Source organism: Phenylobacterium sp. (assembly GCF_020253645.1).
Taxonomy (GTDB): domain Bacteria; phylum Pseudomonadota; class Alphaproteobacteria; order Caulobacterales; family Caulobacteraceae; genus Phenylobacterium.
The window spans coordinates 1-11,646 of the sequence record NZ_JADCBG010000080.1 but is presented as its reverse complement, the minus strand read 5'-3'; the positions used below and the strand labels follow the sequence as shown (position 1 = coordinate 11,646).

10 protein-coding genes are annotated in these 11,646 nt (G+C 69.0%); 4 read left to right on the top strand and 6 right to left on the bottom strand.

Annotation, left to right across the window (positions count from 1 at the left end; genetic code table 11):
- The 4 genes from greA to INE98_RS05890 form a co-directional block, all read right to left on the bottom strand.
- Positions 1-436, bottom strand: a 436-nt coding sequence (gene greA, locus INE98_RS05905) for a transcription elongation factor GreA (RefSeq protein WP_293537341.1), incomplete at its 3' end; no start/stop codon positions are given.
- 124 nt (positions 437-560) lie between these two features.
- The gene (locus INE98_RS05900) at positions 561-2,456 is read right to left on the bottom strand and encodes a transglycosylase domain-containing protein (RefSeq protein WP_293537339.1); all 1,896 of its coding nucleotides are present in this window, start codon (positions 2,454-2,456) and stop codon (positions 561-563) included.
- Between the two features lie 88 nt (positions 2,457-2,544).
- Positions 2,545-3,045 carry an AAA family ATPase gene (locus INE98_RS05895; protein WP_293537338.1) on the bottom strand — a complete coding sequence of 167 codons (501 nt, stop codon included), beginning with the start codon at positions 3,043-3,045 and terminating at the stop codon, positions 2,545-2,547.
- Positions 3,046-3,053: 8 nt separating this feature from the next.
- Positions 3,054-3,851: an SDR family NAD(P)-dependent oxidoreductase gene (locus INE98_RS05890; RefSeq protein ID WP_293537337.1), complete on the bottom strand. Its 798-nt coding sequence runs from the start codon at positions 3,849-3,851 to the stop codon at positions 3,054-3,056.
- A gap of 104 nt (positions 3,852-3,955) precedes the next feature.
- Between INE98_RS05890 and INE98_RS05885 the strand changes: the two genes are divergently transcribed.
- Positions 3,956-4,522, top strand: coding sequence for a GNAT family N-acetyltransferase (locus INE98_RS05885; protein WP_293537336.1), 567 nt, complete (start codon positions 3,956-3,958; stop codon positions 4,520-4,522).
- Between the two features lie 63 nt (positions 4,523-4,585).
- On the opposite strand, the gene INE98_RS05880 is transcribed toward INE98_RS05885, so the two are convergent.
- Both INE98_RS05880 and INE98_RS05875 read right to left on the bottom strand, forming a co-directional pair.
- Positions 4,586-5,284 carry an HAD family hydrolase gene (locus INE98_RS05880; RefSeq protein ID WP_293537334.1) on the bottom strand — a complete coding sequence of 233 codons (699 nt, stop codon included), beginning with the start codon at positions 5,282-5,284 and terminating at the stop codon, positions 4,586-4,588.
- An 8-nt stretch (positions 5,285-5,292) separates the two neighbouring features.
- Positions 5,293-5,733, bottom strand: coding sequence for a DUF1330 domain-containing protein (locus INE98_RS05875; RefSeq protein ID WP_293537332.1), 441 nt, complete (start codon positions 5,731-5,733; stop codon positions 5,293-5,295).
- A 147-nt stretch (positions 5,734-5,880) separates the two neighbouring features.
- Between INE98_RS05875 and carA the strand changes: the two genes are divergently transcribed.
- The 3 genes from carA to carB all read left to right on the top strand — a co-directional run bounded on the left by carA (position 5,881) and on the right by carB (position 11,041).
- Complete coding sequence (gene carA, locus INE98_RS05870) at positions 5,881-7,047, top strand: glutamine-hydrolyzing carbamoyl-phosphate synthase small subunit (RefSeq protein ID WP_293537330.1); 1,167 nt, start codon at positions 5,881-5,883, stop codon at positions 7,045-7,047.
- Between the two features lie 263 nt (positions 7,048-7,310).
- Positions 7,311-7,517, top strand: a complete 207-nt coding sequence (locus INE98_RS05865; RefSeq protein WP_110449532.1) for a cold-shock protein — start codon at positions 7,311-7,313, stop codon at positions 7,515-7,517.
- A gap of 233 nt (positions 7,518-7,750) precedes the next feature.
- Positions 7,751-11,041, top strand: coding sequence for a carbamoyl-phosphate synthase large subunit (carB, locus tag INE98_RS05860; protein WP_293537328.1), 3,291 nt, complete (start codon positions 7,751-7,753; stop codon positions 11,039-11,041).
- The last annotated feature ends 605 nt before the right edge of the window (positions 11,042-11,646 follow it).

Genomic DNA, 11,646 nt, shown 5'->3' with positions numbered 1-11,646 from the left:
CGCCGCCGGGCGTGTTGACTGCGACGACGTCGCCGGTCTCCTTGCCGATCATGGCCCGGGCGATGGGCGAGGTGATGGAGATCTTGCCTGCCTTCACGTCGGCCTCGTGCTCGCCGACGATCTGGTAGCGGGCCTGGTCCTCGGTGTCCTCGTCGACCACGGAGACCGTCGCGCCGAACTTCACCTGACTGCCGGAGAGCTTGGAGACATCGATCACCTGGGCCCGCGCCATGCGGTCCTCGATGTCGGCGATCTGCCCCTCGATCCAGCCCTGCCGCTCTTTGGCGGCGTGGTATTCGGCGTTCTCGGACAGGTCGCCGTGGGCGCGCGCCTCCGCGATGGCGGCGATCACGGTCGGCCGCTCAATCGTCTTGAGACGCTTCAGGTCTTCGTCGAGGGCGTGATAGCCCTCGGCGGTCATTGGCACTTTTTCCATAACCGGCTGGTCTCGGGTCTTCGCTGAGGACTTGGGCCGCGCCGAAATGCGGGAGCCCGTGGGGGAAGGAGGATAGGTCCCGGCCGCCTGAAACTCAAGGGTGCAATGCAGCAAACCCCTGGCGTCAAGGTCGTCCGGGGTCTGTCTCCCGGCCCGGCCCTGGCTCCGGAGGGCTTCCGGCGCTGGGCTCCGACGGCGAAACGGCGCCCTCCGCCTCGACCTCGACAGGCGCCTCCGGAGTGGGTTCGGCAGGCGGCGGGGGCGGCGCCGGCCCTGGCGGGATCGGTCCGGCGGGAAGGCGCTTGAGGGCGGTGGTCATCACGGTCCGCCAGACGTCCGCGGGCAACCCGCCCCCCGTGACGCCTGTCATCGGCCTGTTGTCGTCGCGACCCAGCCACACCACGGCGACGACGCCCCCCGTGTACCCTGCAAACCAGGCGTCCCGGTAATCGGAAGTCGTGCCGGTCTTCCCCGCGAGGTCCCGTCCCGGGATGGCCGCCCGGGCGCCTGTGCCGGCGGTCAGGACCGTCCGCATCATCCGGTTCAGGTCGGTCAGGGCGGGGTTGGAGACCACCTGTGCGGCGGGAGGCGGGGCTGGTCGGGCCCAGATCACCGCGCCGCCGGCCGTTCGGATGCGGCTGACGCCCCAGGCCTGCACCTGACGGCCGCCCGAGGCGAAGGCGCCGTAGGACTCAGCCATGTCCATCGGTGTGACGAGGCCGGATCCCAGGGCCATGGCCGGCGTGGTGGGGATGGGGGTCGAGATCCCCAGCCGCTTGGCCGTCGCGGCGACGGTGTCCCGTCCGACCTCGTCCGCCAGCCGGGCGGCCACGGTGTTCACCGAGCGCGCCAGCGCGACTTCGAGGCTGATCGGACCCAGGAAGGCGGGTTCGTAGTTCGCCGGCGACCAGCCCCCGATCTCGACGGGTTCGTCCACGACCTGGCTGTCGGGGGTGCGCCCTGCCTCCAGGGCCGCCAGCCAGACGAACGGCTTGAAGGCTGACCCAGGCTGTCGGCGGGCGTCTGTGGCGCGGTTGTAGGGGGCGGTGAGGTGGTCGGTCCCCCCCACCAGGGCGCGCACGGCGCCGGAGCCCTCCAGGACCACCACGGCGCCCTGCTGCACTCCCTGAGAGGCGCCCCTCGCGACGGCGCCGCGGAGGGCTTCGTCCGCCGCCCGCCCGAGGGGGAGGTCCAGGGTCGTCTCGACCACCAGATCCTGGCGGACAGGCCCGGCGCGGCGTCGGGCCTGGGCGTCCATCCAGTCCACGAAGTATTGGGCGGACGCTTCGGGAGCGCGGGTCCAGACCCGCGGGGTCTCGGCCAGCGCAGCCGTCCGCCCCTTCGGAGACAAGGCTCCCGTCTCGACCATGGCGTCGAGGACCAGCCCGGCGCGCTCGGCGTTTCGGCGCGGCTGGTCGACCGGGTTGTAGCCGGTAGGCGACTTCGGGATGGCGGCGAGCATGGCGGCTTCGCGCACGGTCAGGCGGGCGGGCGGCTTGTTGAAGTATCGCCAGGCTGCGGCCTCGAGGCCCCAGGCGCCTTTCCCGAAATTGATCCGCGACAGATAGAGGCCAAGGATCTGCGGCTTGCTGAAGGTCCGTTCCAGCTGGACCGCCAAGGCGAGTTCCCGGGCCTTGCGCTCCAGGGTCTTGTCCTGGTTCAGGAAGAGCAGGCGAGCGGTCTGTTGCGTGATGGTCGATCCACCCTGGGCGACGCCGCCCTCGGCCAGGTTGGCGGCCGCAGCGCGGGCGATGGCCGTGGGATCGAAGCCGGGATGGCTGTAGAATCTCCGGTCCTCGATGGCGACGAAGGCGGCCGGAACATGGGCCGGCAGGCTGCGGATGTTCACCGGGGGACCGAAGCGGCCGCCGCGAACGCCGATCCGGGCTCCGTTGCGGTCCACGAACACCACCTGGGGCGCGCGCTCGATGGGCGGAAGCGGTTGAATGGCTGCGCCCTGCGGAAGCCCCGGGAGCGGCGGCAGCGACACCGTGGCGGCGGCGAAGAGGCCGATCAGCATGTTTCAGGCTCCGCTGCGGACCCCTGCGCCCGCTCGCCGAACCTCGCCGGCGAGCATGGCGAGACCATGGCGCGGGCCTCTATCCGGGTCAGGCGCTCTCAACGACCTGGCAAGATGACAGTTCATCAGCGTCGGGGGCTTCGAACACCCCCTCGGTGAAGTCGAACATCTCGGGGGTGACGACAAATGAGAACCCGTCCCCCTGGATCTGGTTCCGCGACAGGACCCGGCCCCGCCGGACCTCCTTCGGCGCGGTCAGGTAGTGGAACTGGGCCGGCAGCTCGCACAGGCGGGCGATCTCGGCCACCCGGGCCCGGTCTGACCGCCGAAGCAGGCCCAGATCCAGCACCACCGAGGTCCCGGTGGCCATGACCGCCGCCGCCGTCGACCAGATCTGGGCCTCGCAGCGTTCGACCCGCTCCATCAGCCAGTTGAAGTCCGGCTGCTGGGGCATGTCCTGGGCGAAGAGCCGCGCCATCCAGTCGTCGATGGAGAAGCTGACGGCACGCTCGCGGCGGGCGAGGTCGGCGGCGTAGGTCGACTTGCCTGCGCCCGAGGGGCCGAAGATGACGTGCAGGGTGGGGGTCACGGCGGGGCTCAACGGACGGTCAGGCCGCCGTCGATGACCATTTCGGCGCCTGTGACATAACGGCTTTCGTCCGAGGCCAGCCACAGGACGCCGTTGGCGATGTCGAGGGGGAAGCCCTTCACGCCCATGGGCACGGCCGTCTCGGTCAGGGCGTCGAGGGCGAGGTCCCGCTGGGGTCGGGCGTTGTCGCCGGGCCCGCCGGTGCCGATGATGGTGTCCCAGATCGGGGTCTCGATGATGCCGGGGTGCATGGAGTTGACCCGGATCCCGTCCTTGGCGTTGGCGCACTCCATGGCCACGGACTTGGTCATCAGGCGCACGGCGCCCTTGGTGGCGCAGTAGCCGCTCATGTTGGGCGAGCCCTTCAGCCCGGCGACCGAGGAGATGTTGATGATCGAGCCCGCCTGGTGCTCGCGCATCAGGGGCAGGGAATGCTTCATGCCCAGGAAGACGCCGTCGACATTGATGGCCATCTGGCGCTTGAAGTCGGCCAGCGAGAATTCGGTGACCGGGCCGGACAGGCCGATGCCCGCGTTGTTGACCAGGATGTCCAGGCGGCCGTGAAGGGCCTTCACCTTCCCGATGACCTCGACCCAGGCCTCTTCGCTCGTCACGTCGTGGTGCAGGTAGTCGGCCTTGGCGCCGGTCGCGCGCAGGGCCTCGGCGGCCTCGCGGCCCTTGTCGTCCTGGATGTCGGTGATGACGATGACGGCACCTTCCTGCGCCAGTCGCTCGGCGCAGCCCAGGCCGATGCCGCTGGCCCCGCCGGTGATGAGCGCCACCTTTCCCTGAACGCGTCCCGCCATGTCCGTCTCCTTCCCGCTTGACCCCTCGGGATTTTCCCATGCCTAGCGCAGGGCGGCGCGCTTGCCCATACGCGGCGCTGAACTGAGGCTTACCGGAGGCGACCATGTCGATCTCGATCCGCCCCTGCGGCCCGCAGGACGCCGAGGCCCTGGCCCTGGTCAGCCGGGCGACCTTCCTGGAGTCCTATGCCGACGTCCTGCCGGCGTCGGACATCCTGGCTCACTGCGAGGAACAGAACCGGCCGCAGCTTTACCGCACCTGGCTATCAACGCCGGGCTGGCGGGCGTGGATGGCGGAGATGGCGGACACCCGCGCGCCGGTAGGCTTCGCCCTGTCCTGCCCGCCGGACCTGCCGTTGCCGACGGGTCCGGCTGATGTGGAGCTGAAGCGGATCTACCTGCTGCATCGGTTTCAGGGAGCGGGCGGCGGCGCAGCCCTGCTCGCGGCGGCCGAGGCCTCGGCGCGCGCGGACGGCCTCCACAGGCTCCTGCTGGGGGTCTACTCGCGGAACGTCCAGGCCCTCGGCTTCTACGCCCGCCAGGGTTTCGCCCAGGTCGGCGTGCGCACCTTCCGCGTCGGCGCCAACGACTATCACGACCTGGTGCTGGCCAAGGCCTTGACCGAGGGGCGACGCGATGGGGGATGGTCAGAAGAGGGCGCCGCCCGATAGCCGGTTTGGCGGCTTGCAGCCGGCCTTCCACGGAGTCCCGGAGGACCGGAACAAGGGGATCCCCTAATCCAGACCCGCCACCCAGGCCGGCAGCTCACCAATGGCCGCCAGTTCCGCAAATCGCGGGTGCCCGACCGGCGGGTCGGCGTGCTCGTGCGCCCAGGTCATGGGATAGGGCACATGTGCGGCGTATGCGCCCGCCTCGAGGGCGGGGAGGATGTCCGACCGCATGGAATTGCCGCACATGACGGACCGGGCCGGACCGGACCCATGCCGGTCGAAGACGGCGGAATAGGTCGAGGCTGTCTTCTCGCTGACGATTTCGACCGCCACGAACAGGTCGCCCAGCCCCGAGGCCGCCAGCTTCTGCTCCTGGTGCAGGAGGTCGCCCTTGGTCACCAGCACCAGGCGATAGGCGGCCGACAGGCTCGCCAGGGCGGTCTCCACCCCCGGCAGGGGCTCGACCGGTTCGTTCAGCATCTCGCGTCCTGCGGCCAGGATCTCGCGCACCACCGACGCCGGCGCCTCGCCATGGGTGAGTTCCATGGCCGTCTCGATCATCGACAGGGTGAAACCCTTTACCCCATAGCCGTAGAGCCGAAGGTTGCGCGCCTCCACCTCCGCCAGCCTCGCCATCAGGGCCTCGGGGTCGGCCCGGTCGGACAACAGGTCGCAGAACCGCTCCTGGGTCAGGCGGAACAGGGTTTCATTGTGCCAGAGGGTGTCGTCGGCATCGAGGCCGATGGTGGTGATGCGCTTCATGGGGGGCCTTACTCGCCGAAGCCCTCGCCGGGCTCTCGGGGCGACATGCAGATGAGCCGGGAATCGGCCACGCCGGCCGTCCGGTGGGCGACCAGCACGCGGTACTCAGGGTCGCGCACCATCTCGATGAAGGCCCGGGCGTCGGGATACTGGGCGATGAAGGCCAGGTCCCAGGCCTCGGACTGCGGGCCTGTCACCGTCACCTCGGGCTTGCCCGCCCACACCTGCCGTCCCCCGACACGGGCGAGGATGTGGGCGGTGGTGCGGCCATAGGCCCGGTAGGCCTCGAGGCCCGACAGACCGCGGTCGCGGTCCTCATGCCCCTCGGGATAGGCGGCGAGCTCCCGCAGCCGGATGAGGTTCAGCATGTGAATGGGGGCGTTCGACGGCAGGCCCTTGAAGATCGCCCAGGCTTCGCGGTCGGGATCGATGAAGACGGTCTCGGACATGGATCCCTCCGCAGGGCTTGCGCCGGCGCGCCGCATTGACCGGCCCGCCGCGAGTCATTACCAGACCCGGAACGGCCGAAGGGCGGGCAGGATGCATCCTCGCCCGCCTTTTTGCGAGCCCCCACCCTGCCTCTGGAGCGGCCTGCCATGAGCGAACTCCTCCCCGGCGTCACGGGCGTCCTGGTTCTGGCTGACGGAACCGTCCTGCAGGGTGAAGGCTGCGGCGCCACCGGCGCAGCGGTGGGCGAGGTCTGCTTCAACACCGCCATGACCGGCTACCAGGAGATCCTCACCGACCCCTCCTACATGGCCCAGATCGTGGCCTTCACCTTCCCCCACGTGGGCAATGTCGGGGTCAACACCGAGGACCTCGAGCAGGTGACGGGCGATTCCGCCACCGCCGCCCGGGGCGCCATCTTCCGCGACGCCCCGACCCCGCCGGCCAACTGGCGCGCGGAGTCCGACCTCGGGGCCTGGATGACCCGCCGGGGCGTGATCGGCCTGTCCGGGGTCGACACCCGCGCCCTGACCCGCCGGATCCGCGAGCAGGGCATGCCCCACGCCGTCATCGCCCACGATCCGGACGGCCGCTTCGACCTGGCCGCCCTGCGCCGGCAGGCGGCCGAATGGGCCGGGATCGTCGGCCTCGACCTTGCGAAGGACGCCACCTGCCGCCAGGCCTTCACCTGGGAGGAGGGCCTTTATGGCTGGCCCGAGGGCTATGCCCGGCCAGCCCAGGACCGCTACCACGTCGTGGTCATGGACTTCGGGGTGAAGCGGAACATCCTGCGCGCCCTGGCCTCGCTCGGCGCCCGGGTCACCGTCGTTCCGGCGTCGGCCTCCGCCGAGGAGATCCTGGCCCTCAAGCCCGACGGCGTCATGCTGTCCAACGGACCTGGCGATCCTGCGGCGACCGGGAGCTACGCCGTCCCGCAGATCCGCAGGCTTGCGGACTCCGGCACGCCGGTGTTCGGCATCTGCCTTGGCCACCAGATGCTGGCCATCGCCCTCGGCGCGAAGACCGAGAAGATGGAGCAGGGCCATCACGGGGCGAACCATCCGGTCAAGGACCTGACCACCGGCAAGGTGGAGATCGTCTCCATGAACCACGGCTTCACGGTCAGCCGGGAAAGCCTGCCGGCCGGCGTGGAGGAGACCCATGTCTCCCTGTTCGACGGCACCAACGCCGGCATCGCCCTGACCGGTCGCCCGGTCTTCTCCGTCCAGCACCACCCCGAGGCCTCGCCCGGACCGACGGACTCTCTCTATCTTTTCCGGCGTTTCGCCGACCTCATGGACGCCGCCCGGTCCTGATGCAGCGCCAGGCAGAGGGGCGGCTCAACCGCCCTTGCCCCTCACCGGGCTTCGCCTCGAGCTCCTCAGAGGAGGCCGGAAAGCGGGCCGCTTGCCAGAGGGAGCGATTTCCGCCACACTACCTTGTCAAATCTCGTAGGTTCGGCTGCTTTTTCGACGCTTCTTCTGACGCAGCGGGCCTGCTTCCGACCTCCTTCGATTTTTGATCCCGTGCGCCCCAACTCCGGGGTTGCGGGCCTATATATCAAGGACGATCGATCAATATGGCTACCGGCACCGTGAAGTGGTTCAACGGAACCAAGGGCTACGGCTTCATTCAACCTGACGAGGGCGGCCCCGATGTGTTCGTGCACATCTCCGCCGTTGAGCGTGCGGGCCTCCGCTCGCTCAATGAAGGTCAGAAGGTGAACTACGAGCTCGAGCGCGACAAGCGCAGCGGGAAGATGTCTGCGGGCAACCTGTCCGTCTGACCTCGTCCCGGAAGGGAACCTCTTCAACGGGTCGGCGGAAACGCCGGCCCGTTTTTCTTTGGCGGTTCTTTCTTCGACCCCTTTTTTCTGTGAGTGGAGGCCTGCCGGGCCATCGGCCCGGGCATCCCCGCTTGCACCGCCCCGACTCCCCCTCTAAACGGGCGCCTTAGCCTTCAATCCGGCCGGGACGCAGCGCGCAGGCGCGCGCGCTGGCCCTGCGCGCGAGTGTTTCCATGCCCAAACGCACCGACATCTCATCGATCCTGATCATCGGCGCGGGCCCCATCGTCATCGGCCAGGCCTGCGAGTTCGACTATTCAGGCGTCCAGGCCTGCAAGGCCCTGAGGGCCGAGGGCTACCGGATCATCCTGGTCAACTCCAACCCCGCCACGATCATGACGGACCCGGATGTGGCCGACGCGACCTATGTGGAGCCCATCACGCCGGAGATGGTCGAGAAGATCATCGCCGCGGAGCGCCCGGACGCCCTCCTGCCGACCATGGGCGGTCAGACGGCCCTGAACACCGCCCTGGCCCTGGAGAGCCGCGGCGTCCTGGCCCGCTACGGGGTCGAGATGATCGGCGCCCGGGCCGAGGTGATCGACAAGGCCGAGGATCGCCAGAAGTTCCGCGACGCCATGGACAAGCTGGGTCTGGAAAGCCCGAAGTCCAAGGCCGCCCATACCCTTGAGGAGGCCCTTGAGGGTCTCGATTTCGTCGGTCTTCCCGCCATCGTCCGGCCTTCCTTCACCCTGGCCGGAACCGGGGGCGGCATCGCCTACAATGTCGAGGAGTTCCGGGAGATCGTCGAGCGCGGGCTGGACCTTTCCCCCACCACCGAGGTGCTGATCGAAGAGAGCGTCCTGGGCTGGAAGGAGTACGAGATGGAGGTCGTCCGCGACAAGGCGGACAACTGCATCATCGTCTGCTCCATCGAGAACATCGACCCGATGGGCGTTCATACCGGCGACTCCATCACCGTGGCGCCGGCCCTGACCCTGACGGACAAGGAATACCAGATCATGCGGTCGGCCTCGATCGCCGTCCTGCGGGAGATCGGGGTCGAAACGGGAGGCTCGAACGTCCAGTTCGCCGTCAATCCCAAGGACGGCCGGATGGTCGTCATCGAGATGAATCCGCGGGTCTCGCGGTCCTCGGCCCTGGCCTCCAAGGCCACGGGCTTTCCCATCGCCAAGGTCGCCGCCCGGCTGGCGGTGGGCTACACCCTCGACGAGCTGATGAACGACATCACCGGGGCGACGCCGGCTTCCTTCGAGCCCTCGATCGATTACGTCGTTACGAAGATTCCGCGCTTTGCCTTTGAAAAATATCCGGGTTCCGAGCCCTACCTCACAACTTCCATGAAGTCGGTCGGCGAGGTCATGGCCATCGGCCGCACCTTCAAGGAAAGCCTCCAGAAGGCCCTGCGCGGCCTGGAGACGGGCCTGACCGGGCTGGACGAGATCGAGATCGAGGGCGCTGCGGACCCAGAGACCGGCAAGGCTGCGGTGGTCCGCGCCCTCGGCGTTCCCACGCCTGACCGCCTGCGGGTGATCGCCCAAGCCTTCCGCCATGGGCTGACCGTCGAGGAGGTCCACGGCGCCTGTTCCTACGAGCCCTGGATCCTGCGGCAGATCCGTGACCTCGTGCGCCAGGAGGGACTGGTGCGGGCCGGCGGCCTGCCCGCCGAGGCGCACGCCTTCAGGGCGCTCAAGGCGCAGGGTTTCTCCGACGCCCGCCTGGCCCACCTGGCCCGACAGTCGGAGGCCGCCGTCCGCACCGCCCGCCGCGCCCTGGGCGTGCGGCCGGTCTTCAAGCGGATCGACACCTGCGCCGGCGAGTTCCGCGCCGAGACCCCCTACATGTACTCGACCTACGAGACCGGCGCCCTTGGGCAGGCTCCGGAATGCGAGAGCGAGCCCTCGGACCGGCGCAAGGCGATCATCCTGGGCGGCGGGCCGAACCGTATCGGCCAGGGGATCGAGTTCGACTACTGCTGCTGCCACGCCGCCTTCGCCCTTGCCGACATCGGGGTGGAGTCGATCATGGTCAACTGCAACCCGGAGACGGTCTCCACCGACTACGACACCTCCGACCGGCTCTACTTCGAACCCCTCACGGCCGAGGACGTGCTCGAGCTGATCGCCGTCGAGCAGTCCCGCGGGACCCTCCTCGGGGTCATCGTGCAGTTCGGCGGCCAGACGCCGCTCAAGCTGGCCCAGGCCCTGGAGGAGGCGGGCATTCCCATCCTCGGCACCACCCCGGACGCCATTGACCTGGCGGAGGACCGCGAGCGTTTCCAGCAGCTGCTGCACCGGCTCCAGATCGCCCAGCCGGTCAACGCCATCGCCCGCTCCCGCGAGGAGGCCTTCGCAGCGGCCCACAAGGTGGGCTATCCGGTCGTGATCCGCCCCTCCTACGTGCTGGGCGGCCGGGCCATGGAGATCGTCCGCGACGACGAGCAGCTCGAACGCTACATCACCACCGCCGTCCAGGTGTCAGGCGACAGCCCGGTGCTGATCGACCAGTACCTCTCCCGCGCCACCGAGGTAGACGTCGACGCCCTCTGCGACGGCGAGACGGTCTTCGTGGCCGGCGTGATGGAGCACATCGAGGAGGCCGGGGTGCACTCGGGCGACTCCGCCTGTTCCCTTCCGCCCTTCTCCCTCCGCCCCGAGACCATCGCCGAACTGAAGCGCCAGACCGAGGCCATGGCCTTCGCCCTTGGGGTGAAGGGCCTGATGAACGTCCAGTTCGCCATCGAGGAGCCCCACTCCGAGGCGCCGCGCATCTACGTGCTGGAGGTCAACCCGCGCGCCAGCCGGACCGTGCCCTTCGTCGCCAAGACCATCGGCCGGCCCCTGGCGGGCATTGCAGCCAAGGTGATGGCCGGCCAGCCCCTGGCGGGCTTCGGCCTCGCCGAAACGCCCTACGATCACGTGGCGGTGAAGGAGGCGGTCTTCCCCTTCGCCCGCTTCGCCGGGGTCGACACTGTCCTCGGGCCGGAGATGCGCTCGACCGGCGAGGTCATGGGACTGGACTGGCGGCGCGAGGGCGAGGGGCCCGGCCCGGCCTTCGCCCGGGCCTTCGCCAAGAGCCAGCTGGGCGGCGGGACCGTCCTGCCGGCCACCGGCGCGGTCTTCGTCTCGGTGAAGGACACCGACAAGCCCTGGATCGTCGAGCCCGTCCGCCTGCTGCTGGAGCGGGGCTTCAGGGTGCTCGCCACCGGCGGGACCGCGACCTACCTGGCCGACCAAGGTCTTTCGGTGGAGCGGGTGCGCAAGGTCCTCGAGGGCCGGCCGCACATCGTCGACTCGATGAAGAACGGCGAGGTCCAGCTGGTCTTCAACACCACCGAGGGCAAGCAGTCCCTGGCCGACAGCTACGAGATCCGCCGCACCGCCCTGATGATGAAGATTCCCTACTTCACCACCTCGGCGGGCGCCCTGGCGGCGGCCCAGGCCATCACCGCCATGGCCCACGGCCCCCTCGACGTCCGCCCCTTGCAGGACTACGCCGCCTGACGCCGGAGCCCCGGCCCCGCTGAGGGGGCGCGAGCCCTTCAGCAACCCCCTCCGGCCCGCTTCGCGGTCCACCTCCCCCGCAAGAGGTGGAGGAAGTACTGAGTCATTGCTCCCCTGCGGGGGAGCTGTCGGCGAAGCCGACTGAGGGGGCGCTGCGGCCTCTCAGAAAACCCCTCCTTCCCGCTTCGCGGTCCACCTCCCCCTTCCAGCAGGGGAATCGCATATGGCGGGGCCTCGGAAAAGGAACCGGAACGGGTGAGCGTCTGTTATCCCGGAAGCGGCTACTGTTCTTGTCTTGCTACCCGCTTTTCGATCGAGAAAATCTTGCACACGCAAGTCGTTCGATAGGCGGATTCCATATGCAATAGCCCTGCCCTCGGGAGGGGGAGGAATTAGGGAGTTCATTGCTCCCCTGCGAGGGAGCTCCCGGCGAAGCCCGGTGAGCAACCATGTTCAAGCGGGTCGGGTTTTGACCCAGGGCTGGCCTCTGTGGAGGATGAGGTTGGCGGCTTCGATGAGCTTTCGCATGACGGCGACGATGGCGAGCTTGATGGGCTTTCCACGGGCGAGGAGGGCCTGGTGGAAGGCTTTGAAGCCGGGGTCGT